The sequence below is a fragment of the Roseivivax sp. CAU 1753 genome, assembly GCF_054482575.1.
In genome coordinates this window covers 187,088-210,813 of record NZ_JBTLRF010000003.1, presented here as the reverse complement: position 1 = coordinate 210,813, position 23,726 = coordinate 187,088, and the positions used below count along the sequence as shown (strand labels likewise).

Below are 23,726 nucleotides of genomic sequence, written 5' to 3'. Positions count from 1 at the left end.
GGCAATCAGCCCGCGGCGCGCTTCGGGGGCTGGAACCCGATCTCCTGCGATGCGGCAAAGCGCCCGCCGTCGAGCTTTGCAATCTTGCCCTCCCGCAGCAGCTTGCCGAAGATGCGCAGCCGATCCTCGCGGCTGCTTTCGGAATCCTCGGCCTCGCGAAGTTTGGTCATCAGCTGCGGGCGCGAGAACTCGGGGCGGCCTTCGACATAGGCCATGTAGGCCGCTGCCGCCTCGAGCAGGTCGCCCAGTTCGCGGGCACCGACCTTTGCGGCGTATTCTGCAAAGCTCTCGGCATCGGATGGCGTTTTGCCTTGCGTCGCCTCCTCGACCAGCGCGACGCGGCGCGGCTGGACCGGGCGGCGTTCCGGGGCGGCGGCATCTACCCGCTGCTCGGCGACAAGCTTCAGCGGGGCGGGGCGCACCGGCGCGGGGCGCTCGGACCGATCGGTCTCGGTGCGGGTCGCCGGGCGGCGCGGGCGGACGACGTTGGCAAGATCCTCGCGGTAAGGCTCGGTCTTTTCGCTTTCGTCGGCCTTGCGGCCCAGAAGGCGGTCCGCGCGGGTTGCCGCAACTGCGGCACGCAGATGCTGGATCGCGGAACGGCGGCCCTTGGATTCCGGTTCGTTCATCTCGCGGTCGGTTTCGTCGAGCAGGCGGTTCACCGCGCGGTCGCCATCCTCGATCGGGCTTTCGGTCAGCATGGCGCGCGCCGGGGATGACATCTTGACGGCCCTGCGCGCCCCATCGGCGGCGGCGCGGATGGCGGCAACCTGATCCTTGGTCTCGGCCTCCGGTTCCGATGTGTCCTCGTCGGTCAGTTCTTCCGCGCCGATCTCGGCTTCCATGGCCTGGGCGGTGGCGCGCAGGTCAGTGGCCTCATCATCGGCGAAGGCCTCGTCCAGCTCGCTGGCAAAGGCATCCTCGAGGTCGAGATCGTCCGTAACGTCCGCCTGCACCGTGTCGGTGCGGCGCAGTTTTTCGGCGGGCTGCAGTTCATCGGTGGCCGCGTCGTCCGCGATGTCGGTATTGGCGTCGAGGTCATCCTCGAAATCATCGTCGAAATCGGTCTCTGCAGTCCCGGCGGTCGGGCTCGTCGGGGCGGCATGGGCGGCGGTCAACTTGAACGGTGCCGCGCCAGAGGATGCCTCTGCGGTCTGTTCCGCGACCTCCTCATCGTCCAATTCGTCGAAATCATCGAGGTCGTCGAGATCATCGAGCCCGACCGATCCATCGGATCCGGCATTGTCTCCGGCCAGTTCCTCGGCCTCGAAGGCGGCCAGTTCACGGGCGAGGTCTGCCTCTTCCTCGTCTGACAGGCTGCTGTCGGCGCGCGCGCCGCTTGGCGCCGCATGCAGGTCGGCCGCCGCGCTGGCATCGTCCTCGACCGGCTCAAGCGTGCCTTCGGACAGGGCACGGTCGAAGTCGGCGCGCTTGACCTTCATGATTCTCAGCTGGGACTTGGCAGGCGCATCGGACACCGCCGCGGCCTCGGCGTCGGCCTCGGTCGCGTCCGTCTCCGGGCGTTGCGGCAGGTCCGCCGTATCCGTGATGACGGCATCGGCACTTGTCGCGTCGTCGCTTTCGGCATCGTCCGTCGCGATCGCGGCGGTGGTCGGCATCTCTTCGTCATCCGTCGCGACATCTTCGGCATCGCGCGTGTCGGCCTCGGCATCCGGCGCGAGATCTTCCTCGGCGGCGACCTCGAGCTCGTGCTGTGCCGTAACTTCGGGTTCTTCCTCCGCTGCCTCTGCCGGCACAGCCGCGACGGCAAGCTCGGCCTTTGGTTCTGCGGCACGCCGGGCGTCGGCATCCGCGGCGCTTTCGGCAAGCATCCCGGCGATGGTGTCACCCAGCGCCGAATCCTCCATTTCGATTTTCGCGTCCGCTGGGGCGTCGTCGGCCTCCTGCGTGTCGGTCCCGACGGCCTCGGAGACCTCTTCCACTGTGGGGGCGGGGTCATGTTCGGGTGCGTCATCGGTCAGGAGCGCGGCCCGCATGGCCGCGGCAAGCGCGGCGGCATCGAAGGGGTCGTCTTCTTCCTGGGTGTCATCGTCTGCCGCGTCTGCCGCGTCGGCTGTGTCCACAGCGTCGGACGTGGCGACAGGTGCGTCGGCTTGCGGCGCGTCGGCTTGCCGCGCGTCGATATCGGTTGCCGCTGTCTCGTCTGGGGTCAGGTCTGCGGACCGCTCGGGGGTCGCATCCTCTGCGACGGGGGCCGCTTCTTTTGCGTCCGTGCTTGCATCCACCGGCTCGCTAGCGACCTGGTCTTGCGGTTCTTCACCATCGACCGCTTCGGTTCCGTTGGCCTCGGTCAGATCACCGGTGGCGCCGAGCATGTCATCGGCATGCTCGTCTTCGCTGAAGCCGTTGGTCAGCAGCGGTGCGGTAGGCGCGGTTGTGGCGCTGCCGCGCTGCGACGAGACCACGGCGCGAATCCGCGCCAGCTTTGCGGCGACGCTGCTGTCGGGTGCGGCGGTGAACGCCGGGTAAGTCGCGTCCGTGTCATCTTCGGGGTTCGGGGCAAGCCCGACGTTTTCCGCAGCTTTTTCGACCGGTGCATCCGGTGCGTCGAGCGAATCCGTTGCAATCGCATCGGCGAGGGGCTCGGCGGGCTTTGCGGAAATCGGTGTATCGGCGACGGCGTCGCCCTGCTGCGCGGTCGCGATGTCGGTGACATCGGCCATCGTGGCCCGCGGCGTGTCCTGCACAGGCTGCGCGGCGGCGTCGTGCGACGTCTCTTCGGCCACTCGGTTATCGACTGCCGCTGCAATGGCGTCTTCACCTGGCGCAACTTTCGTATCGTCCGGTTGTGCGTCGCTGACAGTCGGGGTCGGCATCGCGGTCAGGTTGTTTTGCGTAATTTCCCGATCAGAGTCGTCGCTGTCCTTGCCCAGGCGGGCACGCAAGACGACCGCGCCGTTTTCCTCGAACCGGGCTTCCACCCGACGAGAGATTTCGCGCTCGGCGATCCGGGCCAGCATTTCGGCGTCCGGGGTCGGCGGCTCTGCGCCGAAGTATCGATCGTCCTGCGCCAGATCGCGAAAATACTCCGCAATCGCCTTCATCGTATCGAACGACTCGTCGAATCCTTCGAGTGTGCAGGAGAAGGTCCCATAAGAGACCGTTAGGATCTTGCTTGAACTCACCATGTCTGCTCACTTTCAGTCTATACGCAACAAACTGTTTAGCATCTGGACAGGGACCAAAGCTGACCGAATCTGCGTCCTACAGCGTATCATTTCATGTCTGTATTGTGGTGCATGGCTTAAATTGAGATGAATTCGCCATGATTAATGCAATTGTTTCCACATCGGACCCAATCCTTCTGGTGGGGGGCGGTGAGGTCGATCAGGCGCTATTGACACAGGCCATGACGCGTTTCGGGCATGTTGTCGCAGCCGACGGGGGCGCGGACGCCGTGCTGGGTGCCGGGGGGCTGCCCGACGCGGTGATCGGCGATCTGGATTCGCTGTCGGAAGCCGCAAGGGCCCGATTGTCCGGTGATATTCTGCACCGGATCGACGAACAGGACAGCACGGATTTCGACAAGTGTCTGCGCAACCTCGATGCGCCGATGGTTGTCGCGATGGGGTTTCTGGGGCGGCGTGTGGATCACCAGTTGGCGGCCTTCACCGTGCTGGCGCGGTACGCGTCGCGGCCCTGCCTGCTGATCGGAGCGGTCGACGTGGTGGCGCTTTGCCCGCCGCGGCTGTCGCTCGCGCTGGCTGCCGGGACACGGGTGTCGCTCTGGCCGGTGGCGTCGGTGTCGGGACGGTCGCAAGGGCTGCACTGGCCGATCGAGGGGACCACATTCGCGCCCTGGGACGTGGTCGGCACGTCGAACCGGGCGCATGGGCCCGTGACGCTCGAGATGGACGCGGCGGGGATGTTGCTGGTGCTTCCGGTGGATCAGGCCGAGGTGCTGCAGGCGGCGATCATGGCGGCCCCGCGCTGGCCCGCATGAGCGACCGCGCCGTGACCCTTTCGCGATGGATGGCGTAAAGACCCGCGGCGCAGATCACCGCAATCCCCAGCGCCGCCTGCGGGCCGGGCAGATCGCCAAAGATCAGCAGGCCGAAGGCCGTGGCCACGGGGATCTCGATGTATTGCATCGGAGCCAGCGTCGTCGACGGGGCGAATTTCAGCGACCAGGACATCAGAAGATGCGCATAGGTCCCAAGCACTCCAAGCGCCAGCAGCAGCAGCGCATCCTGCGCCGTGGGCACGACCCACAGGCCGAGAAGGGCGGTGGCGGGCAACAGCATCAGTGTCGCCATGCCGCCCGACACCGCCTGCATCGAGATCGGGTCGACGTGGCGCGAAAGGCTGCGCGTCACCAGCATGAAGAGCGCGAATGTGACCGCCACGCCCAGCGGCAGAAGCGCGGGCCAGCCGATGTCGGCAAAGGCCGGTTGCAGCACCAGAAGCGTGCCCGCAAAGCCCGCAAGACAGGCAAGCAGGCGGCGCAGGCCGACATCTTCGTCCAGCCAGAGCCAGCCCAGCAGCAACAGGATGAACGGCATCACGAAGGCGATCGAGACAGCATCGGCCAGCGGCATGTGCTGCAGCGCCGTGAACATCATGCCAATGCCCGCGATATGCAGCAGGGCACGCTGCCCGATCAGGGTCAGTGCCCGGCGCGACAGGTGCGGGCGGCGGCGCAGCGCCGTGGGGGCCATCAGCAGACCCTGGGCCGCGAATCGCACCAGCAGAAGTTGCATCACCGGAATCGTCGGGCCCAGCAGCTTTGCGATGCTGTCACCCAGGGGGGCGAGCACGCAAAAACCCGTCATCAGGGCGATGCCCAGCAGCGGGCGGTCGATGTGGCCGGGTGCACTCATGCGCCGACCCTGCCGCCCGGCGACGGTGAAGTCGAGGGCTGGCGCGGCTCGCGATAACGAGGGGGCAGGACACGTGCAAACGAAAACCGCCCCGCGCTTGTCAGCGGCGGGGCGGTTCTGTCAGTCGCGACCGGGCGCGGGGCCCAAGGTCGAAAAACCGTTATGCGAGGGCGAGGTTGGTCGCGCTCTCGCGGCCATCGCGGCCGGTCTCGAGGTCAAAGGTGACCTTCTGGTCGTCGCTGAGGCCGGTGAGGCCCGAACGCTCGACTGCGGAGATGTGTACGAACACGTCCTTGCCGCCAGTCTCGGGTGCGATGAAGCCGAAGCCTTTTGTGGTGTTGAACCACTTCACAGTGCCAGTTGCCATGTGAGTATTCCTTACTGTTTCCTGCCCGCGGAAGTGCGGCAGATCGGCGAAGTCACGTCTTGATCGATAGACCTGAGTGCCGATGGTCGGAGAACAGCAGGGTCGAAAGAGAAGATCGTCAGCGAGATTGCATATGACATATTCCAGGGCATGTGACAAGGAAAATCGAAATGCGGCCGGATCGGGCATGCGGGGATCGGCGCGCTTCACGGCTTGTTAACATTCGATGAGGCAAGCTGGCCGGGTCATGCCGTTTTGCCACCCACACATACGTGGAACGACCCTGTTCCTGACCGCCAGGCTGGCACGGCGGGGCACGTCCTTGCTGACCGACGAGGTGGGCCACCTGCGGGCCGCGGTGCGCGACGTGCTTCGCAAGCGGTGGTTTCACATCGACGCCTTCGTGATTCTGCCGGATCATCTGCACGCGGTCTGGACCTTGCCAGAGGATGAACCGGATGCCGCCGAACGCTGGGGCGATCTTCAGGCACAGTTCACCCGCCGTCTGCGACGCGCCGGGCCGGCGCGCGGTTTGTCCCAAGGGGCGACGCAGGGATTGAGGCAGGGGATGACGCAGGGGGCGATGCGGGCGACGCCGGCGCAGGCGCTGCTGCGCGCGCTGGGCCGCGCCCGCGAGGGGATGTCGGCCAAGGCCATGCGGCAGGGCACGAACGGGATCTGGTCACGACGGATCGAACGCCGGGTCGTGGCGGATGCGGATGACTACGCCGCGCTGTTGCGGACCTGCTGGCAGGACCCGGTCAAACACGGGCTCGCATCCTGCGCAGAGGACTGGCCCTTTTCCTCGATCCATCGGGACATCAAGCTGGCGGGCGGGCGACCGTGCCATGCGCTGGCGGACGGCGGCAAGGCCACCCGTGATGCCCGGTCGGCAGGCACCGCCGCGTCGGATGCGCTATCGCTCGCGGCCCGCGTGCCGACATCCGCCGCAGGTGCCGGGGCCGTGCGCCCGACCGGCGCCAAGGGCCCTCCGCCCGGGGGCGAAGGGCACCGCTGCCGTGCAACGCGCGATGTCTAGCGCGCGAACTTCTTGTGCTTGATCCGCTTGGGTTCCAGCGCATCGGCCCCGAGCCTGCGCTTCTTGTCTTCCTCGTAATCCTCGAAGTTGCCCTCGAACCATTCCACATGCGCCTCGCCCTCGAAGGCCAGCATGTGCGTGCAGATCCGGTCGAGGAAGAAGCGATCGTGCGAGATGACCACCGCGCAGCCGGCAAATTCGGTCAGCGCATCTTCCAGCGCGCGCAGGGTTTCGACGTCCAGATCGTTGGTCGGTTCGTCAAGCAGCAGCACGTTGCCGCCCGATTTCAGCAGCCGCGCCATGTGGACCCGGTTGCGCTCACCGCCTGACAGCTGGCCCACGACCTTCTGCTGGTCGCCGCCCTTGAAGTTGAAGGCGCCGCAATACTTGCGCGAATTGATCTCGGCATCGCCCAGCTTGATCACCTCGGCCCCGCCCGAGATCGCCTGCCAGACCGTGTCGGTCGGGTTCAGATCGTCGCGGCTCTGGTCGACATAGGACAGATCGACCGTTTCGCCCAACTCGATCGAGCCGCCATCCGGGGCTTCGTGCCCGGTCAGCATCTTGAACAGCGTCGACTTGCCCGCGCCGTTCGGGCCGATCACGCCGACGATGCCGCCCGGCGGCAGTGAGAAGGTCAGATCCTCGATCAACAGCTTGTCGCCCATCGCCTTGTTGAGGTTGGCGACCTCGATCACCTTGGAGCCGAGCCGCTGGCCGTTCGGGATGACGATCTGGGCCTTGCCGACGCGCTCGCGCTCGGACTGGCTGGCCATCTTCTCGTAGGACTGGATGCGGGCCTTCGACTTGGCCTGCCGCGCCTTCTGGCCCTGCCGCATCCATTCCAGTTCGCGCGACAGCGTGCGCTGCTTGGCCTTGTCCTCGCGCGCTTCCTGCGCCAGCCGCTTGGCCTTCTGCTCGATCCAGGCCGAGTAGTTGCCCTCGTAGGGCAGCCCGCGTCCGCGGTCGAGTTCGAGGATCCAGCTGGTGATGCTGTCGAGGAAATACCGATCGTGCGTGACGATCAGGATGGTGCCCTTGTAGTCGATCAGGTGTTGCTGCAGCCAGGCGATGGTTTCGGCGTCGAGATGGTTGGTCGGCTCGTCGAGCAGCAGCATTTCAGGCGCTTCGAGCAACAGCTTGCACAGGGCGACCCGGCGTTTTTCGCCGCCCGACAGGGTGGTGACGTCGGCATCGTCGGCGGGGCAGCGCAGCGCCTCGAGCGCGACGTCGATCTGGCTGTCGAGATCCCAGAGGTTCTCGGCGTCGATCTCGTCCTGCAGTTGCGCCATCTCGTCGGCGGTCTCGTCGGAATAGTTCATCGCCAGTTCGTTGAAGCGGTCGAGCTTGGCCTTCTTCGGCGCGACGCCCAGCATCACGTTGCCGCGCACGTCAAGCGCGGGGTCAAGCTCGGGTTCCTGCGGCAGGTAGCCGACCTTGACGCCCTCGGCGGCCCAGGCCTCGCCCGAGTAGTCCTTGTCGATGCCGGCCATGATCTTGAGCAGGGTCGACTTACCCGCGCCGTTGACGCCAACGACGCCGATCTTGACCCCGGGCAGGAAGTTCAGCTTGACGTTCTCGAAGCAGGTCTTGCCACCGGGATAGGTCTTGGAGACGCCATCCATGTGATAGACGTATTGATAGGCTGCCATTGCAGGCCCCCCTTGCGGATGTGTGACGTGTTGGCCGCTCTCTACGGGATTTGGCATCGCACTGGAAGAGGGGGCCGGGCACACCGTCTTCTGGGGGTGACGGACGCGACCGGCGCGGGGTTGCCACAAGGATCGCGTCGTCCCGCGCGGAAGACCGGGCAGCCGAGACGCCGCGCTGTTGCATCGCGTGGCGATATCCGCGCACCGAACCGGAGACCGGCGATTGCCTTCGCGCCCGATCCGGTGTTTCAACCGAAGCATGTCGATCATTCGCAGCGATATCGGACTGACCTTGCCGCCGGGCCTACGCGTCGGGCTGCTGGGCGGCTCGTTCGATCCTGCCCATGCCGGTCATGTCGCGATCAGCCAGGCCGCGTTGCACCGGTTCGGGCTTGACCGCGTGGTCTGGCTTGTTTCGCCCGGAAATCCGCTGAAGGCGCATGGTCCCGCGCCGATGCCCGACCGGCTGCGCGCGGCAAGGGCGCTGGTCGCGCGGCCGCGCGTGGTGGTCTCGGATATCGAGGCCCGGATCGGCACGCGCTATACCGCGGATACCATCGGCGTCATTCAGCGACTGTTTCCGCAGGTCCGCTTTACCTGGCTGATGGGGGCCGACAACCTGGCGCAGCTGCATCTCTGGCAGGACTGGCAGGCGATCATGGCCCGCGTGCCGGTGGGGGTTCTGGCCCGACCCGGCGCGCGCATGGCGGCGCGTCGCTCGGTCGCGGCGCGGCGGTTTGCCCGGGCGCGTATCCCGGCGTCGCAGGCGCGCCTTTTGCCGTGGGCCTCGGCCCCGGCGTGGTGTTTCGTGAACATGCCGATGAGCGATCTCAGCTCGACCGCGATCAGGGCAAGGCATGCGGGGCAGGGCGCATAGGCCGCCACCGTCGCCTTTGTCCGCGTTCGCCAATGACAATCGCGCTATCACCGGCCCCGGGTCGCGGAATTGCAATGCGCTGTCCTTGTTCTGCCCGGACAGCCTGTATTATGTCGGTGGCATGAAGACAGATAAAGCTCGACGCAGGTTCCTGACAGGGATGGTCGCTGGTCTGCTGGCGGGCCCGGCCCTTGCGCGCGCGCCAGAGGCATCGCTGCGCCCGATCGCACGTGCCCCCGATCTGCTGGTCAAGTCGATCCCGTCGGTCCAGACGCTGGTCGCCGAGGCCCGGCTTGGCGGTGCCACAAGCGTCGCCGTGGCGCATGTGGGATCGGGGCAGGTGCTCGAGGAATATGCCGGGACCCTGAACCTGCCGCCCGCGAGCGTGGCGAAGGCATTGACTGCGGCCTATGCGCTCGAGGCGCTGGGGGCGGATCACCGCTTTGCCACCAGGGTGCTCGCGACCGCGCCGATCAGCGCGGAAGGCGTGCTCGAGGGGGATCTCATCCTGGCGGGCGGCGGCGATCCGACGCTTGACACCGACCGGCTGGCCGAGCTTGGCGCAGCGATCAAGGCAGCGGGCCTGCGCGAGGTCCGGGGCCGGTTCCTCGTCTGGGGCGGGGCGCTGCCGAAGATCGCGGGCATCGACCCGCAGCAACCGGACCACGTGGGGTACAATCCGGCGATCTCGGGGCTGAACCTCAACTACAACCGCGTGCATTTCGAGTGGCGCAAGGCCGGGGCCGACTATGCCGTCACGATGGATGGCCGGTCTGCCAAGTACCGGCCCGAAGTGACCATGGCGCGCATGGTCGTGGTGGCGCGCAGCACGCCGATCTACACCTATCGCGACACCGGCGGGCGCGACGACTGGACCGTGGCCAGATCCGCGCTGGGCAATGGCGGGGCGCGCTGGCTGCCGGTGCGCCAGCCCGAGCTTTACGCGGGCGAGGTGTTTCAGACCCTCGCGGGCGCGCAGGGCATAAGGCTCAAGGCGCCCGAAAATATCGACACCCTGCCAGAGGACACCGGTGTCGTGGCAACGGTCGAAAGCGACCCGCTGGAGCGGATCCTGCGCGACATGCTGCGCTATTCGACCAATCTGACCGCCGAACTGGTCGGGCTTGCGGCCAGCATTGCCATGGGGGCGGCGCCCACGAGTCTGCTGGCGTCCGCCGAAAGCATGAACCGCTGGGCGACAACCACGCTGGGACTCGAGAGGATTGCGTTTGTCGATCACTCGGGGCTTGGCGACGCCAGCCGCATCTCGGCGGTGGACATGGTGCGCGGGCTGATCGCGCTGCGGGGCCGAAAGACCCTCAGGCCCCTGCTCAAGGATATCCCGTTGCAGGACGACGACCGCAACGCGATCCCGAATTCCGGCGTCGAGATTCGCGCCAAGACCGGAACGCTGAATTTCGTCTCCGGGCTGGCCGGGTTCCAGACGCTGCCGGACGGCACCGAACTGGCCTTCGCGGTGTTCTCGGCCGATCTGGGCCGCCGCGCGGAAATCTCGCGCGAAGAACGCGAACGCCCCCCCGGCGGACGCAGCTGGAACGGCAAGGCCAAGCGGTTGCAGCAGGCGCTGTTGCGGCGCTGGAGCGTCGTCTATGCGCCGATCTGAGCCGGTCCGCGACGCCCCGCGGGCCCGCCTGACAGCCCGGCGATGCGCGCCATGACCGTCAGGATCGACGACACGCTGCGGCTGGCCAACCGGGCGGGCCTGCCCGAGGCGCTGCGCGTGCTGGTCGCCGACTACCCCAAGACCGGCTGGCAGGCGCATCCGAACTTTACCGGGCTGGTGGAATTCTGGCTGGGCCGCCACAGCATGTTCCGCCAGATCTGCGCGGTCCTGCGCGCGGATGCAGAGGCCGAGATGGACGGCAAGATGGACACCGCGGCGCGCGATCCGCGGCTGTCACGCTATGGCGGCATGTTGCTGAACGAATTGCATGGCCATCACCGGATCGAGGATCGCCACTATTTTCCGAAGCTTGTCGGGCTTGAGCCGCGGGTGGCCAGGGGGTTCGACATCCTCGAATCCGATCACCACGACATGGACGGGTTGCTCGATCGCTTTGCCACGTCGGCCAACGCGGTCCTGAACGGCACGGCTGAGACCGGACGTTTCCGAGACGAACTGCTGTCCTTCGAGGGGCTGCTGAACCGGCACCTGACCGACGAGGAAGAGTTGATCGTGCCGGTGATCCTCAGGACCGGACCGGGCGGGCTGCAATAGGCCCGCCGGTCCGCCCGGATCGCGATCAGCCCTTGTCGGTGATGGTCACGGCGTTGATCGCAGACCAGCCGTTATCGCCGTTCGACGTGTAGGTGATGGTGACGCGCTGACCGGCGGACAGATCCGCGGGCACCTCTTTCAGGGTCTCGAGCGACCAGACCGACTTGTCGCCAAGCACGAGGATATTGGCAACGCGGTCATAGGCGAGGACGGTGCCCGAGGTCTCGTCGGCGAAAGCCGCCAGCGGCGTCAGGGCGATGAGGGCGGCGATGAAGGGGGTGCGCATGCGCGTGGTTCCTTGGGAACGGGGTTTCGATATCGCGAAAATGGGGGGGCGCGAAGGCCGCACAAGGCCCGGGCGAAAATAATTATCCGGGGGCCGCGAAATGCAGCGTCGCGCGCAGCCCCGGGGCGTTATCGGCAAGGCGCAGGTCGGCCCGATGCGCCTGTGCAATTGCCGCGACCAGGGCAAGCCCAAGGCCGTTTCCGGGCGTCGTGCGACTGCGTTCGAGCCGGTAGAGGCGGCGGGTGACATGGCCGCGCTCGTCCTCGGGGATGCCCGGCCCGCGATCGGCCACCGACAGGCTGGGACCGGTGGGGCCATCTGTCACCGACAGCGTGATGGGCGTGCCGTCACCGTGGCGCAGGGCGTTCTCGATCAGGTTGGCCAGCGCCTGCCCCAGAAGCGCGCGGTCGCCGCTGACACATACCGGATCGGGCGGCAGATCGGCGGTCAGGGTCACGCCTGCCTCATCTGCGGCAGGCTCGTATAGTTCGACCATCTCGCGGGCGATCCCGGACAGGTCGACCGGGGCCACGTCGGCGCGCTGACCCGCGCCCTCGATCTGCGCGATCTGCAGCAGCGACCGGAACACCTGTACCGCGCGCTCGACCTCGGCGCGGGCACGGTCGGCCAAGGGTGCGCGGGGGTCGTCCGGTTCGGTTTTGGCCTGCAATTCGTCGAGCAGTACCGCGATGCGTTGCAGCGGCGTGCGCAGGTCGTGGGCAATGTCGGCGCTGACCTGCCGCAGCGCTTCGGTCGCCTCTTCCTGCCGCGCGGCCATGCGGTTGACGCCGCGTCCGATCCGCGTGAGGTCATCCTCGCCCGCCGCCCCCGGATCGTAGCGCGCCGACAGGTCCCCGGCCGCGATCTTGCCCAGCGTCGCCTCGATCCGGGCCACGCGCCGGGCCGAGCGGCGGGCGATCAGCGTGCCGAGGCCCAGCGAGAGAACGAAGGTCGGCAGGAGAGACAGCGCCAGCAACCACAGGAAGGTGCGGCGCAGATCCTCGATGCGTTCAAGGCTCTGGGCGATCACCAGAAGACCCGATGACAGGCGGCGGACCTCTTGCAGATAGCCCGCACCCGACAGCCTGTCGCCCGGTGCCGCGCTCAGGATCACCTGCCCGTCGGCAAGGCGCGCATCGGCATTTCCGGCGCGGCGGCCATCGTCGCCGAGAAACAGGTAGACCCGTTCGCGCGGATCGGCGGCACTGGCGCGGGCCTGCACCAGCGTGCGCAGCGCATTGGGCGTGGCGGTGATGTCGAGCCCCGCCATCTCGGCGACCAGGTCGGTGCGGATCGACGCCTCTGCCTGTGCCTTCAGGGTCAGATATGCGCCGCCCAGCGTCACCAGGTTGACCGCCGCGAAAACCAGCACGAGCCAGAGCGCGATCCGCACCGGGGTGGAGCGGACGATGTTCGACAGGCTGGCGCGCGGGGCATTCATTCGGTGATCTTGTAGCCCGCCCCGCGCACGGTGAAGATGAGATCGCGCGCGAACGGCTTGTCGACCTTGGCGCGCAGCCGCGAGATATGCGTCTCGACCACGTTGGTCTGCGGATCGAAATGGATGTTCCACACCGCCTCGAGCAGCATGGTGCGGGTCTGCACCCGACCCTTGCGGCGCAAGAGATGTTCAAGCAGCGCGAACTCGCGCGGCAAGAGGTCCAGCGACTGGCCCGCGCGGGTGACGGTGCGGCGAACAACGTCCATCTCGAGATCGCCCGCCCGCAGCACGGTCTCGGCGGCGTCCGACATCGGCAGACGGCGGCCAAGCGCGGCGATCCGCGCGGAGAGTTCCCCGAAGGCGAAAGGTTTCACGAGGTAGTCGTCGCCGCCCGCCGACAGCCCCTCGATTCGGTCGTCGAGCCCGCCCATGGCGGTCAGGAAGATCGCGGGCGTGGTGACCTTGGCAGACCGCAGCGCCTTGATCAGCGACAGCCCGTCCAGATCCGGCAGCATCCGGTCGACGACCAGCACATCAAAGGGCTGCGACATCGCAAGGCTCAGCGCGTCGCGGCCAGAGGACAGATGATCGACCGCGTGGCCTTCCTCGGTCAGGCCACGGGTGATGAAACCTGCGGTGGTGGCATCGTCTTCGACGACGAGGATCTTCATGTGCAAGCGCCGTTCGCTGGGGGCGGGTCACCGCAACAAGGGGTGCGGGACGCGCAAGTTCAAGGGGTTGACCCCGATCTGCCGCGCATGTGCCGCCCCTGTGAGAAACCTTGCACAGTTGTAATGCACGCGGGTGCGTCCCTGCAATCTTGATGACCGATGTTGGGATCAACCCCGGGTCATCCACCCCGGGCGGCGATCCCAGATTGAACCATCCCAGACTGTCCGAAGACACCGAAAACGGAGACCAGACCATGATGAAAACCGCAAGCAGACCGCAAAGCTTGTTTACCGGTGTGGCACTGGCCGCGCTAATCGCCACCGGCGGCGCGCTGAGCCTCGGTGCCACCCCAACCCCCGCGACCGCCGCCCCTAGCATGGGCGTCGATTACGTTGATCTCGTGGCCGAACTGTCGCCCGCGGTGGTGACCATCGAGGTGACCAAGCGCGCGCAGACCGCCGCAGCCGAGATGCCGCGTGAACAGCGCGACTTCATGGAGGAATTCCAGAAGCGCTTCGGGATGCCGATGCCCGGCCAGCCCGGCGGCCCGCGCGGTCCCGGCGGCGACATCACCGGTGCGGGCACCGGCTTCATCGTTTCGAAGGACGGGCGCATCGTGACCAACGCGCATGTGGTCGAAGGTGCCGACGAGGTCACCGTGACCTTCGAGGACGGCTCCGAGCATCTGGCGACGATCATCGGCATGGACCCGGCGACGGATATCGCGGTGCTGGACATCGAGGGTGACGATCTGCCCTTCGTCGGCTTTGGCGACAGCACGTCGCTCAAGGTTGGCCAGAACGTGATCGCCATCGGCAACCCGTTCGGCCTTGGCAACACCGTGACCACGGGCATCGTTTCGGCGCTGGGCCGCAACATCAACGCGGGCCCGTTCGACGATTTCATCCAGACCGATGCCGCGATCAACCGGGGCAATTCCGGTGGGCCGCTGTTCAACGAGCAGGGCCAGGTTGTGGGCGTGAACACCGCGATCATCTCGCCCACGGGCGGCTCTGTCGGGATCGGCTTCTCGGTGCCGTCGGATCTTGCGGCGGATATCGTGGCCGATCTGGCGGATGACGGCTCGGTCGAGCGCGGCTGGCTTGGCGTGCGCATCCAGCCGGTCAGCGACGAGGTGGCGATGGCGCTGGGCTTTGACGACGGCAAGGGCGTGATGATCGCCGACGTGACCGCCGACACCCCGGCAGAGGACGCGGGGCTGAAGCAGGGCGACATCGTGCTGTCGGTGAACGGCACGGCGGTCGAGACCCCGCGCGATCTGACCCGCGCGATCGCCACCGAACGTCCGGGTGCCGAGGTCGAGATCACCTATCTGCGCCGCGGCAACGAGACCTCCGTCACCGTGACGCTGGGCGACCGCGCCAACCTTGACGCGTAAGCCCGGACCCGGATCCGGGCGGGCCAGTCCCCAAGGCATCGCCGGCCCGGACGGCGGGGAAGGCGCGGAGGCACAAGGCTTCCGCGCCTTTTCCGTGCCGCTCAGGAGGCCTTGCGCTTTGTGGTCCTGGTGGTCCTTGTGGTCTTGGGGCGGCTTGCAGCCTTCTTTTTGGGCATGGCGGTGGCCGCCTCTTGCGCGGCCGGGGCCGCGATGCGTGCGAAGGTGGCGGGCAGTCGGAACGGCAGTTTGCCACCCGTGCGCGGGGCCCCGACGCCGCGCCCGCGTCCGCGAAACCCTTCGCGGATCATCGCGTAGAAGGCCAGGTAGCTTTCCTCGTATCCCGGGATGTCAGCGTCGGCATCGGCAATGGCGATGTCGCGCTCGACTCCGGGCTTCCAGTGGTTGGTGAAACGCGCCCGGTCCGGCCAGTGGGCGGCAACTTCCGTGTGGGTGTCGCGCCGGGCTTTCAGCTGGCGGCTGTCGGCGTAGTGGATATGCGCCAGATGCAGCCCCGGCGCGAGGTAGTAGGGCACATCGAGCGCCCGGTGCGCCCCGGGCCGGTACGCGACCGGCTGGAAAGTCACCGCCGGTTTCGAATAGCCCGACGACCAGAGCCCGTAGCGGCGCTGCGACCAGAGCGGTCTGGCGTCGTCATACGGCGCCTCCATGCCCGGATGCTCGACAAGGTCGAACCCCATCGCAAAGACGCAAGGTCGGTCGCGCCACTGGCCCAGCACCGACGCCAGCGGGCGGTCCACATCGCTGCCGAAGACCAGTTCGTCGACATCGCCGGTGATGACGCAGTCATGGGTGTCGTGCAGTTCAGCCTGCCGGTCATTCAGGAACAGCCAGCGCGCATCGTCGAAATTGGCCAGATCCTCGCGCGGAAACGGGATGATGCGTGCGCCCTTGGCGATCTCGCGGATCTCGGGGGCATCGCCGTGGCTGACCACCACGCAATTCTCGCGTCCGATCAGGGCATCGTAATGGCGCAGCCATTGGCGAAGATACCAGTGGTCCTGATAGACCATGGTCAGCGCTGCAATCTTCATCGGGCCTCACCGCTCGGTTTTCGGCCACGATAGGGCGGCGTGGCGCGGTCCGTAAAGAGGCCGGGGGCAAGGGGCCGGGCGACTGTGGCCGCTACTCCACCCCGGCAAGCGCAACCCGGCACTGCGCCGAGGCCGCGTCCGCCCCCGGGCGCAGGGCGGCGATCTGGGCATTCAGCGCATCGGCGCGGCGGCGCACCGCGACAAGGTCGACGGCCACCTGCCGCGTGGTGGTCCGGGTGACATCGTGAAAGCAGGGAACGCGGCTTTGCGTGCCCGAGTCGTAGCAGGTCGCGAAGAACGGGATCGTGCTTTCCCGGGTTTCCAGCGCGTAGCCGCGGGCCAGCGTCGCTTCCAGTTCGGCCAGTTCCGCCTCTGCCGCCCAGAGACTGCGATTGGCCTGTTCGACGCATCGCTCGAGCGGGCTGAGGCAGGCCGACAGCAGCAGAAGCGCGGGCAGGGCGATGAGCGGTCGCATCGGGACGTCCTTTGGTTCTTCGCGTTGCCGGGCACATGGCCGGGGCCGGTGACGCCGGCCGAGCTTGGCAACCGGCCGTTGTAATGGCTACCCTGCCGCAAACGGTTCGGGAAAGGAAATGCCATGTCGCGATTCCATGCGCTTGCCCTGGGGGTCGCACTGACCGCATGTGTCGAGGCGGGCGGCACCCCGCCGGACAGCAAGGGGGAGGATCCGTGCGGCGCGTCGGAATATGCGGGCAGCATCGGACAGCCCGCGTCGAGCCTGACGTTCCCGCCGGACCGGTCCGTGCGGGTGCTTGCGCCGGACAGCATGATGACGATGGATTACCGCATCGACCGGCTGAATGTGCTGACCGACGACACGGGGCTCGTGATCGAGTTTCGCTGCGGGTGATCCAGATCAAGGCCCGATGCCCTCGGCCGTGCCAAATGTGATTTCAAGGAGATTTGCCAATGTACAAGAACATCCTCATTCCCGTCGCCCCGGATCATCCCGAACGTCTGGCCGAGCAATTGACCGTGGCCCGGGCGCTGGCCGACAAGGACACCAAGATCGCGGTGATTGCCGTGATCGAGGCGGTGCCACTCTATATCGCCGCCGAAGTCCCGGCCCTGATTTTCGAGCAGGCGCAGGGTGAGGCGGAAAAGTCATTGAAAGCTGCGCTGGCGGATGCGCCGGACATCGCGCTCGAGGTGATCCACGGGCACGCGCCGACGCTGATCCTGGACCGGATCAAGGACCTCAAGGTCGATCTGGTGATCATCCGGTCGCACAAGCCCGAACTGGCCGACTGGGTGCTGGGGTCGACCGCGGGGCGCGTTGTCCGGCACGCGGACTGCTCGGTGCATGTCATTCGCTGAACAGGCGACGATCCGGGGCCGTCCAGGCGGTCCGGGCCGTTCAGGTCGGGCGCGATCCGAACGCAACAGGGCCGGGGCACCCATGTGCCCCGGCCCCGATCTGCAGGGTTGGGTCTGACCCGCGCGGGCAGCGTCACACGTGGACGTCTGCGCCTTTCGGACCCGCCACGAGCCAGGCGATGAAGCCCAGGATCGGCAGGATGAGGATCGCCAGCGTCCACAAAACCTTGGCCAGCGTCGATGCGCCGGAGGTGATGGTCTTGTAGATGGCGTAGAGGTCCAGAACGAGGATGATCAGGCCGAAAAGTCCATATTCCATGAGATGTCTCCGTAGATTGCGGATATTTGCATTTGATATACTTGTTAACGACCGGTGACGGATCGGGTTCCAAGGCCGGTGCATCAATTTCGGCGCAGATCCGGACATGTGGCCGGAAAAGGGAGAACGAAAATGCTGAGAACGATCCTTTGTCTTTGCCTGTTCGCGGGTGCCGCGCAGGCCAACGACGTGGTGAACATCACCCGCGATACCGCCTCGGTGACGGTCGAGACGGCCAGCGGCCCGGTCGAGATTTCGCGCATCCAGGACACCGGACACATGCTGACCGGCGATTTCGCGCAGACCTCGCGGCCTTGCCCCGACTTCTGCATCCAGCCGATGCAGCCCGCGCCGGGTGTCACCACCATTGGCGAACTTGAACTGCTGGCGGCGCTTCAGGACCCCGACGTGACCGTGATCGACAGCCGCGTGCGTCCCGATTGGGAAACCGGCACCATCCCCGGCGCGATCTCGATGCCCTACACGGAGATGGCCGACCGCCTGCACGAGTTGGGCTGCGCGCCGGATTTCGAGGGCTTCGAATGCGGCCCCGACGTGGGCGCGATCGTGCTGTTCTGCAACGGCCCGTGGTGCGGCCAGTCGCCCACCGCGATCCGGCGCATCGTCGAGGCGGGGTTTCCGGCCGAGAAGATCAGCTATTACCGCTGGGGCATGCAGGGCTGGCGGATGCTGGGTCTGACCGTCGCGGGCGGAAGCTGAGCGTCGGCCTTGCCCGCGGGCGTTTTTCGATCCGAGGCCCCGGCGCGGGGCCGGGGCGGGGTTGCGGGGGGTGGCGGGCGCGCGGCAAGCTGCCGGAACCTGCAAGGAGGTGAAGATGGAAGCGTTTCTTGATGTGCTGGGGGCGGTGTCACTGACCCTGCTGGTGCTGGTCGGTCTGTTGTCCGGCTTTATCGCCAGCGTCATCGCGGGCGGGCACCGCCTGCGCTACATGGTGCTGGGTGTAGCGGGGGCCGTCGCCCTGCCGTTCATTCTGGCGGCGCTGGGCGTGGGGATCCTGGCCGCCGGGGGATTGCTGGTGATCCTCGCCGTTGCGCTGGTCGGAGCGGTCATCGTGCTGGCGATCGCGCGGAAGCTGGAGCGCTGAGGGCGCATGGACCACGGTGTCTGAGAAACCGAGGCGCGGAGCAAGGCTGCCTGCAGCCGCCGCGCCAGCGCCTGCCCGCTCCGGTGGGCTGGCGCTTTGATGCCGTGTGTACCTCTTTCGATCTTCGCGCGGGCGTGGCTGGGATAAAGCGCCCGCGTTCGACCGTTGTAGCGCCATCCCGCGGGCCGACGTACCGAGCGTTTTGAATGGGGCTCAAGAGAGGCCCCGGATCGGGTCCGGGGCAGGGTGCGCGCCGGGGGGCGGGTCGGACTGGCCCCGGCCTAGCGCTTCTTTCTGCGTTGCACGTTGCCGCCGCGCATCCCGCCGCGTCCGGCGGTTGACCGGCCCGACCGCTTGGTGGCCTCTTCGGAGGCTCGCGCGACCGCCTGTTGGCGCGCCATCGGGTCGTCGGCGATGGCCAGATCGACCGCTTCCAGCCGCTTGACCTCGTCGCGCAGCCGCGCGGCTTCCTCGAATTCGAGGTTTTCGGCGGCCTTGCGCATGTCCTGACGCAGCCCGTCCAGAACCGCCTGCATGTTCGAACCCTGCATCTTCGGGTCGATCTGCGCGGTGACGCGGTTCATGTCCACGTCGCCCTTGTAGAACCCGGCCAGAATATCCTCGACGTTTTTCTTGATCGTCGCGGGGGTGATGCCGTGCTCTTCGTTATAGGCGATCTGCTTGTCGCGGCGGCGGTTGGTTTCGCCGATGGCGCGCTCCATCGACCCGGTCATGCGGTCGGCATACATGATGACGCGACCGTCGGCGTTGCGTGCCGCCCGCCCGATGGTCTGGATGAGCGATGTTTCGGAGCGCAGGAAACCTTCCTTGTCCGCATCCAGGATGGCCACCAGTCCGCATTCGGGAATATCCAGCCCCTCGCGCAACAGGTTGATGCCGATCAGCACGTCGAACGCACCAAGCCGCAGGTCGCGCAGGATCTCGATCCGCTCGATGGTGTCGATGTCGGAATGCATGTAGCGCACGCGGATGCCCTGTTCGTGCATGTATTCGGTCAGATCCTCGGCCATGCGCTTGGTCAGCACGGTGCAGAGCGTGCGGAACCCCGCCGCGCTGACCTGCCGGATCTCGTCGAGAAGATCGTCGACCTGGGTTTCGACGGGCCGGATCTCGACCTGTGGATCGAGCAGGCCGGTGGGGCGGATGATCTGTTCGGTGAAGACGCCGCCGGTCTGCTCCAGCTCCCACGCGGCGGGCGTGGCCGAGACAAAGACCGATTGCGGGCGCATGGCATCCCATTCCTCGAACTTGAGGGGGCGGTTGTCCATGCAGGAGGGCAGGCGGAAGCCGTGCTCGGCCAGCGTGAACTTGCGCCGGTAGTCGCCTTTGTACATGCCGCCGATCTGCGGCACCGACACGTGGCTTTCGTCGGCGAAGACGATGGCGTTGTCGGGAATGAACTCGAACAGGGTCGGCGGCGGCTCTCCGGGGGCGCGGCCCGTGAGGTAGCGGGAATAGTTTTCGATGCCGTTGCAGACGCCGGTGGCCTCCAGCATCTCGATGTCGAAATTCGTCCGCTGCTCCAGCCGCTGGGCTTCCAGCAACTTGCCTTCGCTGACCAGTTGATCGAGCCGCATGCGCAGCTCTTTCTTGATCTCGACCACCGCCTGTTTCATCGTCGGGCGCGGCGTGACGTAGTGCGAATTGGCGTAGATGCGGATGCGGTCGAAGGTGCCGGTCTTCTGCCCGGTCAGGGGGTCGAATTCGGTGATCGCCTCAAGCTCTTCGCCGAAAAAGGAAAACCGCCAGGCGCGGTCTTCAAGGTGGGCGGGCCATACCTCCAGCACGTCACCCCGCACCCGGAACGACCCGCGCTGAAACGCCTGGTCGTTGCGGCGGTATTGCTGGGCCACAAGATCCGCCATGACCTTGCGCTGGTCGTATTCCTTGCCGGTGAACAGATCGACGGTCATCGCGCCATAGGTCTCGACCGAACCGATACCGTAGATGCACGACACCGAGGCCACGATAATCACGTCGTCGCGTTCCAGCAGCGCCCGGGTGGCCGAGTGGCGCATGCGGTCGATCTGTTCGTTGATCTGGGATTCCTTCTCGATATAGGTGTCCGACCGCGCGACATAGGCCTCGGGCTGGTAGTAGTCGTAGTAGCTGACGAAATATTCGACCGCGTTTTCCGGGAAGAACTGCTTGAACTCGCCGTAAAGCTGCGCTGCCAGCGTCTTGTTCGGGGCGAGGATGATGGCGGGGCGCTGGGTTTCCTCGATCACGCGGGCCATGGTGAAGGTCTTGCCGGTGCCGGTCGCCCCCAGCAGCACCTGGTCGCGTTCGCCGCTTCGCACCGCTTCGCTGATCTCTTCGATGGCATTGGGCTGATCGCCCGCGGCGCTGTATTCCGTGTGCATGACAAAGCGCCGACCGCCTTCCAGCTTTTCGCGCGCGGCCACATCCGGGGCAGAGGTATGCAGCAGCATCGGCATGCTGTCGGGGCGATTGTTGTGCATCGTTCGGCTCCTTGTCAGAGGTGAGACTTGCGCGCTGCGGCGCGGTATTCAAGGGGCCGCAGCAGATGACCGGCGCGCGCCGCCTCGACCGGTTGCGAGATGGCGCTGCGGGCGCGGGTTGCGCTTGCTTAAAAAAGGGGCATCGTGCGAAGCTGATCGCGGGGGGAAAGCGCATGGAGGATACGGTCGAAAAGGAGCGCAAGACACTGAACGCGGCGGAAATCGGGGCCATTGCGCACCTTTACCGCGGCGAGGTCTACCGCTCGACGATCTGGCGCACGCGGCTTGATACCACGACCAACTGGGCGGTGGTGACGCTGGGGATCGCGCTGTCGATCTCGTATTCGTCGCCCGCGGCCTCGGCGCTGCCGCTGATCCTCGTCGGTATCCTGATCTGTTTCTTCCTGACGCTCGAGGCCCGGCGCTACCGGTATTTCAACGTCTGGCGGGCGCGGTGCCGCTGGATGGAGACGCATTTCTTCGCGCCGATGCTGCATGACGGCAATCTGCACATGGAGCAGGGCTGGCAGAAGACCCTGGCCGAGGATTACTGGACGCCGCGCCATCATGTCTCGATGGGGGTGGCGCTGGGGCGGCGTATCCGGCGCAGCTATTTCTGGATCCTGCTGATCCAGACTTCGGCCTATGTCGGCAAGCTGGTGGTGCATCCGACTCCGGTGCCGGACGTCGCGACCATGGTCGAGCGGGCGACGATCGGGCCGCTGAGCGGCGTGTTCGTTCTGGCGGTCGGGGCGCTCTATTGCCTGATCTGGGCCGCCGCCGCGTTCTGGAGCTGGAACGACGACCGCAAGCGTGCGGCGCGGCGGCAGGTCATGACCAGCATGGGCTGAGATCCGGGCTCAACGCGCGACGTAGCCCGCCGCGACCTCGGCCAGCCGGTGCCCCGACAGGATCGGCGGCAGCAACGTCAGTAAGCTGCCTTTGCCGTCGAGCAGATAGATGTGGCTGCCATGCGCATAGACCGGTTGGCCCGACGGTTCGATGAACAGCACCTCATGGGGGACCGCGAACAGGTCATAGACCGTCTGCAGGGCAGCGGCGCTGCCGGTCAGCCCCTCGAAGGCCGGGTGAAACGCGGCCAGCGGCGCGCCGATGGTGTCGACCCGGTCCTGTTCTGGATCGACGGTGATCATCACCGGGCGCGCGTCGACGCCCGCCGCTTCAAGCTGGTGGGTGGCTTCGGCCATCAAGGGCAGGGCCACGGCGCAGATCGACCGGCAATTGGCATAGCCGAAAAACAGCAGTTGAAGATCGCTGCCCGGGGCCGCCTCGGTGCGCGGGGCACCGTCCTGATCGGTCAGCGTGAAGGCCCCGCCCAGCTCGATCGGGAAGGGCGCGGCGCTGGACGGCGCGCCCGCCGCAAGGGCCGGTGCGGAAAGCCCCAGCAGGATCAGGACGGCAGCGCGGATCATTCGACGCCGAGCCAGTCCCTGACGAAGGCCTCCTCTGCCGCGACGCCAAGCCCGGTCCAGCCCTGTGCGGCGATGCGGGCCTTCACCCGTGGATCGCGGCGAAACCATGGCCCGTCGCCCGCCGCGTCCGGGTTGGCCTTGGCCCAGTCGCGGGTAAAGCGGTCGGCGGGCATCCAGTCGCCCCCCGGCAAGGTGCGGATGCGTTGCACCTGATAGACGCGGGTCGCGCCGTTTTCGGGGTTCTCGATCATCAACCCGTCGACCTCGACCGACTGGCCGCAAAACGGGGCCAGATCCGCTGCCGCACCGGAAAACACCGGCTGGCCGTTTTTCAGCGGCATCACCAGAACGTCGTCGGCGGATCGCAGCAGCGCCGACTGGCGACCGGGCGCGCAGGCGTCGTCACAGGCCCCGGTCAGGATGCAGATCGGGTCCACGACCTCGGCCTCGAAGCGGGCCTTCTGTTCACCGTAGAGGTTCCAGGACTGGGCTTCCGAGCCTTCCGAGAAGTCCTGCGCGAAGGCCGGGGCCGCGATCAGGCCGAGCAGACTTGCGACAAGGGCAATGATGCGCATCTCAGTTCTCCAGTGCATCGTCGGGGATCGCGAAGCCGGGGACGACGCCGTAGTCTTCGTGGTTGCGATTGGTGATGCCGTGATCGGTCACCACGGTCTCGACCAGGATGTAATTGAGCCCGTCGCGTTCGTAGAACATGCCGTCCGCCGTGACGCTGTGCGACGCCAGGGTCAGCGCCGTGTCGCCCCCCGCAAGCTGATCGGTGCCGGGCAGTGTCAGCACCATGTAGACGGTGCCGTCGGGGGCCAGCAGGCCGACCGGAATGCCGCCCGCAGAACACCACAGCGCGCAGGTGTGATGCGCCGCGCCCACGACCGCATCGGTGCCGCCCATGACGCCCGAGAAGTAGCACCAGGTGTCGATGAACTCTCCCTCGACGGTGATGCGCCTGCCTTCCCCGGACGATCCCGGCGTGGCGAGGCAGATCAGGGCCGCGGCCCAGAGGATGCGTTTCATGGCCTGCTCCCATTGCGACCGGATGTCGCGCTTTACCGGGTCAGACTACGCTCATGCGGCCTGAGCGGGGTCACAATGGTGTGCGCGCATCGTGCGGTGCCGGGCGCAAGACGCGGCGCGCGGGTTTGGCGGTCGATACCCGTGGTGGCGA

General features: G+C 66.8%; 25 protein-coding genes. 11 read left to right on the top strand and 14 right to left on the bottom strand.

What is annotated here, in order from left to right; genetic code table 11:
• Positions 1 to 5: 5 nt before the first annotated feature.
• Positions 6 to 3,149 carry a hypothetical protein gene (locus tag ACXYMN_RS08530; RefSeq protein WP_459013146.1) on the bottom strand — a complete coding sequence of 1,048 codons (3,144 nt, stop codon included), beginning with the start codon at positions 3,147 to 3,149 and terminating at the stop codon, positions 6 to 8.
• A 137-nt stretch (positions 3,150 to 3,286) separates the two neighbouring features.
• Here ACXYMN_RS08530 and ACXYMN_RS08525 point away from each other — a divergent pair, with 137 nt between their 5' ends.
• On the top strand, positions 3,287 to 3,964 hold the full coding sequence (locus ACXYMN_RS08525) for a thiamine diphosphokinase (RefSeq protein ID WP_459013145.1): 678 nt from the start codon (positions 3,287 to 3,289) through the stop codon (positions 3,962 to 3,964).
• Here the strand turns inward: ACXYMN_RS08525 and ACXYMN_RS08520 are convergent.
• Entirely contained in the window at positions 3,936 to 4,841 is a 906-nt protein-coding gene (locus ACXYMN_RS08520; RefSeq protein ID WP_459013144.1) for a DMT family transporter, read from the bottom strand. The genes ACXYMN_RS08525 and ACXYMN_RS08520 overlap by 29 nt on opposite strands.
• Positions 4,842 to 5,001: 160 nt before the next feature.
• On the bottom strand, positions 5,002 to 5,208 hold the full coding sequence (locus tag ACXYMN_RS08515; RefSeq protein ID WP_459013394.1) for a cold-shock protein: 207 nt from the start codon (positions 5,206 to 5,208) through the stop codon (positions 5,002 to 5,004).
• 247 nt (positions 5,209 to 5,455) lie between these two features.
• Here ACXYMN_RS08515 and ACXYMN_RS08510 point away from each other — a divergent pair, with 247 nt between their 5' ends.
• Positions 5,456 to 6,247: an REP-associated tyrosine transposase gene (locus tag ACXYMN_RS08510; protein WP_459013143.1), complete on the top strand. Its 792-nt coding sequence runs from the start codon at positions 5,456 to 5,458 to the stop codon at positions 6,245 to 6,247.
• On the opposite strand, the gene ettA is transcribed toward ACXYMN_RS08510, so the two are convergent.
• Positions 6,244 to 7,899 carry an energy-dependent translational throttle protein EttA gene (gene ettA / locus ACXYMN_RS08505; protein ID WP_459013142.1) on the bottom strand — a complete coding sequence of 552 codons (1,656 nt, stop codon included), beginning with the start codon at positions 7,897 to 7,899 and terminating at the stop codon, positions 6,244 to 6,246. The two genes, ACXYMN_RS08510 and ettA, sit on opposite strands and share 4 nt — an antisense overlap.
• 259 nt (positions 7,900 to 8,158) lie before the next feature.
• On the opposite strand from ettA, the gene ACXYMN_RS08500 reads away from it, so the two are divergent.
• The 3 genes from ACXYMN_RS08500 to ACXYMN_RS08490 all read left to right on the top strand — a co-directional run bounded on the left by ACXYMN_RS08500 (position 8,159) and on the right by ACXYMN_RS08490 (position 11,015).
• On the top strand, positions 8,159 to 8,776 hold the full coding sequence (locus tag ACXYMN_RS08500) for a nicotinate-nucleotide adenylyltransferase (protein WP_459013141.1): 618 nt from the start codon (positions 8,159 to 8,161) through the stop codon (positions 8,774 to 8,776).
• Between the two features lie 121 nt (positions 8,777 to 8,897).
• The gene (gene dacB / locus ACXYMN_RS08495) at positions 8,898 to 10,400 is read left to right on the top strand and encodes a D-alanyl-D-alanine carboxypeptidase/D-alanyl-D-alanine endopeptidase (RefSeq protein WP_459013140.1); all 1,503 of its coding nucleotides are present in this window, start codon (positions 8,898 to 8,900) and stop codon (positions 10,398 to 10,400) included.
• Positions 10,401 to 10,451: 51 nt separating this feature from the next.
• Positions 10,452 to 11,015: a hemerythrin domain-containing protein gene (locus ACXYMN_RS08490; protein ID WP_459013138.1), complete on the top strand. Its 564-nt coding sequence runs from the start codon at positions 10,452 to 10,454 to the stop codon at positions 11,013 to 11,015.
• Positions 11,016 to 11,040: 25 nt separating this feature from the next.
• Here the strand turns inward: ACXYMN_RS08490 and ACXYMN_RS08485 are convergent, their stop codons facing one another.
• The 3 genes from ACXYMN_RS08485 to ACXYMN_RS08475 all read right to left on the bottom strand — a co-directional run bounded on the left by ACXYMN_RS08485 (position 11,041) and on the right by ACXYMN_RS08475 (position 13,413).
• A complete protein-coding gene (locus ACXYMN_RS08485; RefSeq protein WP_459013137.1) occupies positions 11,041 to 11,301 on the bottom strand; it encodes a hypothetical protein in 261 nt (86 codons plus the stop codon).
• A gap of 82 nt (positions 11,302 to 11,383) precedes the next feature.
• Positions 11,384 to 12,742 carry a HAMP domain-containing sensor histidine kinase gene (locus ACXYMN_RS08480; RefSeq protein ID WP_459013136.1) on the bottom strand — a complete coding sequence of 453 codons (1,359 nt, stop codon included), beginning with the start codon at positions 12,740 to 12,742 and terminating at the stop codon, positions 11,384 to 11,386.
• Positions 12,739 to 13,413 (bottom strand): response regulator, encoded by a 675-nt coding sequence (locus tag ACXYMN_RS08475; protein WP_459013135.1) that lies wholly within the window; start codon positions 13,411 to 13,413, stop codon positions 12,739 to 12,741. The genes ACXYMN_RS08480 and ACXYMN_RS08475 overlap by 4 nt, the downstream gene beginning before the upstream one ends.
• 254 nt (positions 13,414 to 13,667) lie before the next feature.
• On the opposite strand from ACXYMN_RS08475, the gene ACXYMN_RS08470 reads away from it, so the two are divergent.
• Positions 13,668 to 14,813, top strand: a complete 1,146-nt coding sequence (locus ACXYMN_RS08470; protein ID WP_459013134.1) for a S1C family serine protease — start codon at positions 13,668 to 13,670, stop codon at positions 14,811 to 14,813.
• Between the two features lie 101 nt (positions 14,814 to 14,914).
• Here the strand turns inward: ACXYMN_RS08470 and ACXYMN_RS08465 are convergent, their stop codons facing one another.
• Entirely contained in the window at positions 14,915 to 15,865 is a 951-nt protein-coding gene (locus ACXYMN_RS08465) for a glycosyltransferase family 2 protein (RefSeq protein WP_459013133.1), read from the bottom strand.
• A 91-nt stretch (positions 15,866 to 15,956) separates the two neighbouring features.
• Entirely contained in the window at positions 15,957 to 16,340 is a 384-nt protein-coding gene (locus tag ACXYMN_RS08460; RefSeq protein ID WP_459013131.1) for a hypothetical protein, read from the bottom strand.
• Between the two features lie 123 nt (positions 16,341 to 16,463).
• Between ACXYMN_RS08460 and ACXYMN_RS08455 the strand changes: the two genes are divergently transcribed.
• Together ACXYMN_RS08455 and ACXYMN_RS08450 are read left to right on the top strand one after the other, a co-directional pair.
• Positions 16,464 to 16,736 (top strand): I78 family peptidase inhibitor, encoded by a 273-nt coding sequence (locus ACXYMN_RS08455; RefSeq protein ID WP_459013130.1) that lies wholly within the window; start codon positions 16,464 to 16,466, stop codon positions 16,734 to 16,736.
• Positions 16,737 to 16,795: 59 nt separating this feature from the next.
• Positions 16,796 to 17,203 (top strand): universal stress protein, encoded by a 408-nt coding sequence (locus ACXYMN_RS08450; RefSeq protein ID WP_459013128.1) that lies wholly within the window; start codon positions 16,796 to 16,798, stop codon positions 17,201 to 17,203.
• Between the two features lie 133 nt (positions 17,204 to 17,336).
• On the opposite strand, the gene ACXYMN_RS08445 is transcribed toward ACXYMN_RS08450, so the two are convergent.
• Complete coding sequence (locus ACXYMN_RS08445) at positions 17,337 to 17,522, bottom strand: PLD nuclease N-terminal domain-containing protein (RefSeq protein ID WP_459013127.1); 186 nt, start codon at positions 17,520 to 17,522, stop codon at positions 17,337 to 17,339.
• A 132-nt stretch (positions 17,523 to 17,654) separates the two neighbouring features.
• Between ACXYMN_RS08445 and ACXYMN_RS08440 the strand changes: the two genes are divergently transcribed.
• Together ACXYMN_RS08440 and ACXYMN_RS08435 are read left to right on the top strand one after the other, a co-directional pair.
• Positions 17,655 to 18,242, top strand: coding sequence for a rhodanese-like domain-containing protein (locus ACXYMN_RS08440; RefSeq protein ID WP_459013125.1), 588 nt, complete (start codon positions 17,655 to 17,657; stop codon positions 18,240 to 18,242).
• A gap of 115 nt (positions 18,243 to 18,357) precedes the next feature.
• Positions 18,358 to 18,627, top strand: coding sequence for a GlsB/YeaQ/YmgE family stress response membrane protein (locus ACXYMN_RS08435; protein WP_459013124.1), 270 nt, complete (start codon positions 18,358 to 18,360; stop codon positions 18,625 to 18,627).
• 281 nt (positions 18,628 to 18,908) lie between these two features.
• Here ACXYMN_RS08435 and uvrB read toward each other — a convergent pair whose 3' ends face one another.
• The gene (uvrB, locus tag ACXYMN_RS08430; protein ID WP_459013123.1) at positions 18,909 to 21,110 is read right to left on the bottom strand and encodes an excinuclease ABC subunit UvrB; all 2,202 of its coding nucleotides are present in this window, start codon (positions 21,108 to 21,110) and stop codon (positions 18,909 to 18,911) included.
• A 173-nt stretch (positions 21,111 to 21,283) separates the two neighbouring features.
• Here uvrB and ACXYMN_RS08425 point away from each other — a divergent pair, with 173 nt between their 5' ends.
• Positions 21,284 to 21,961, top strand: a complete 678-nt coding sequence (locus ACXYMN_RS08425) for a DUF2270 domain-containing protein (RefSeq protein WP_459013122.1) — start codon at positions 21,284 to 21,286, stop codon at positions 21,959 to 21,961.
• 9 nt (positions 21,962 to 21,970) lie between these two features.
• Here the strand turns inward: ACXYMN_RS08425 and ACXYMN_RS08420 are convergent, their stop codons facing one another.
• Genes ACXYMN_RS08420 through ACXYMN_RS08410 form a run of 3 tightly spaced genes read right to left on the bottom strand, consistent with a single transcriptional unit; the run spans position 21,971 to position 23,575 of the window.
• Entirely contained in the window at positions 21,971 to 22,543 is a 573-nt protein-coding gene (locus ACXYMN_RS08420) for an SCO family protein (protein ID WP_459013121.1), read from the bottom strand.
• Complete coding sequence (locus ACXYMN_RS08415; RefSeq protein ID WP_459013120.1) at positions 22,540 to 23,118, bottom strand: hypothetical protein; 579 nt, start codon at positions 23,116 to 23,118, stop codon at positions 22,540 to 22,542. Before ACXYMN_RS08415 ends, ACXYMN_RS08420 begins: the two co-directional genes overlap by 4 nt.
• A gap of 1 nt (position 23,119) precedes the next feature.
• On the bottom strand, positions 23,120 to 23,575 hold the full coding sequence (locus ACXYMN_RS08410) for a hypothetical protein (RefSeq protein WP_459013119.1): 456 nt from the start codon (positions 23,573 to 23,575) through the stop codon (positions 23,120 to 23,122).
• Positions 23,576 to 23,726 lie beyond the last annotated feature (151 nt).

Bases quoted from the DNA above. Each gene is read 5' to 3' on its own strand.
- ACXYMN_RS08530 (WP_459013146.1), bottom strand. From the start codon at position 3,149: ATGGTGAGTTCAAGCAAGATCCTAACGGTCTCTTATGGGACCTTCTCC.
- ACXYMN_RS08525 (WP_459013145.1), top strand. From the start codon at position 3,287: ATGATTAATGCAATTGTTTCCACATCGGACCCAATCCTTCTGGTGGGG.
- ACXYMN_RS08520 (WP_459013144.1), bottom strand. From the start codon at position 4,841: ATGAGTGCACCCGGCCACATCGACCGCCCGCTGCTGGGCATCGCCCTG.
- ACXYMN_RS08515 (WP_459013394.1), bottom strand. From the start codon at position 5,208: ATGGCAACTGGCACTGTGAAGTGGTTCAACACCACAAAAGGCTTCGGC.
- ACXYMN_RS08510 (WP_459013143.1), top strand. From the start codon at position 5,456: ATGCCGTTTTGCCACCCACACATACGTGGAACGACCCTGTTCCTGACC.
- ettA (WP_459013142.1), bottom strand. From the start codon at position 7,899: ATGGCAGCCTATCAATACGTCTATCACATGGATGGCGTCTCCAAGACC.
- ACXYMN_RS08500 (WP_459013141.1), top strand. From the start codon at position 8,159: ATGTCGATCATTCGCAGCGATATCGGACTGACCTTGCCGCCGGGCCTA.
- dacB (WP_459013140.1), top strand. From the start codon at position 8,898: ATGAAGACAGATAAAGCTCGACGCAGGTTCCTGACAGGGATGGTCGCT.
- ACXYMN_RS08490 (WP_459013138.1), top strand. From the start codon at position 10,452: ATGACCGTCAGGATCGACGACACGCTGCGGCTGGCCAACCGGGCGGGC.
- ACXYMN_RS08485 (WP_459013137.1), bottom strand. From the start codon at position 11,301: ATGCGCACCCCCTTCATCGCCGCCCTCATCGCCCTGACGCCGCTGGCG.
- ACXYMN_RS08480 (WP_459013136.1), bottom strand. From the start codon at position 12,742: ATGAATGCCCCGCGCGCCAGCCTGTCGAACATCGTCCGCTCCACCCCG.
- ACXYMN_RS08475 (WP_459013135.1), bottom strand. From the start codon at position 13,413: ATGAAGATCCTCGTCGTCGAAGACGATGCCACCACCGCAGGTTTCATC.
- ACXYMN_RS08470 (WP_459013134.1), top strand. From the start codon at position 13,668: ATGATGAAAACCGCAAGCAGACCGCAAAGCTTGTTTACCGGTGTGGCA.
- ACXYMN_RS08465 (WP_459013133.1), bottom strand. From the start codon at position 15,865: ATGAAGATTGCAGCGCTGACCATGGTCTATCAGGACCACTGGTATCTT.
- ACXYMN_RS08460 (WP_459013131.1), bottom strand. From the start codon at position 16,340: ATGCGACCGCTCATCGCCCTGCCCGCGCTTCTGCTGCTGTCGGCCTGC.
- ACXYMN_RS08455 (WP_459013130.1), top strand. From the start codon at position 16,464: ATGTCGCGATTCCATGCGCTTGCCCTGGGGGTCGCACTGACCGCATGT.
- ACXYMN_RS08450 (WP_459013128.1), top strand. From the start codon at position 16,796: ATGTACAAGAACATCCTCATTCCCGTCGCCCCGGATCATCCCGAACGT.
- ACXYMN_RS08445 (WP_459013127.1), bottom strand. From the start codon at position 17,522: ATGGAATATGGACTTTTCGGCCTGATCATCCTCGTTCTGGACCTCTAC.
- ACXYMN_RS08440 (WP_459013125.1), top strand. From the start codon at position 17,655: ATGCTGAGAACGATCCTTTGTCTTTGCCTGTTCGCGGGTGCCGCGCAG.
- ACXYMN_RS08435 (WP_459013124.1), top strand. From the start codon at position 18,358: ATGGAAGCGTTTCTTGATGTGCTGGGGGCGGTGTCACTGACCCTGCTG.
- uvrB (WP_459013123.1), bottom strand. From the start codon at position 21,110: ATGCACAACAATCGCCCCGACAGCATGCCGATGCTGCTGCATACCTCT.
- ACXYMN_RS08425 (WP_459013122.1), top strand. From the start codon at position 21,284: ATGGAGGATACGGTCGAAAAGGAGCGCAAGACACTGAACGCGGCGGAA.
- ACXYMN_RS08420 (WP_459013121.1), bottom strand. From the start codon at position 22,543: ATGATCCGCGCTGCCGTCCTGATCCTGCTGGGGCTTTCCGCACCGGCC.
- ACXYMN_RS08415 (WP_459013120.1), bottom strand. From the start codon at position 23,118: ATGCGCATCATTGCCCTTGTCGCAAGTCTGCTCGGCCTGATCGCGGCC.
- ACXYMN_RS08410 (WP_459013119.1), bottom strand. From the start codon at position 23,575: ATGAAACGCATCCTCTGGGCCGCGGCCCTGATCTGCCTCGCCACGCCG.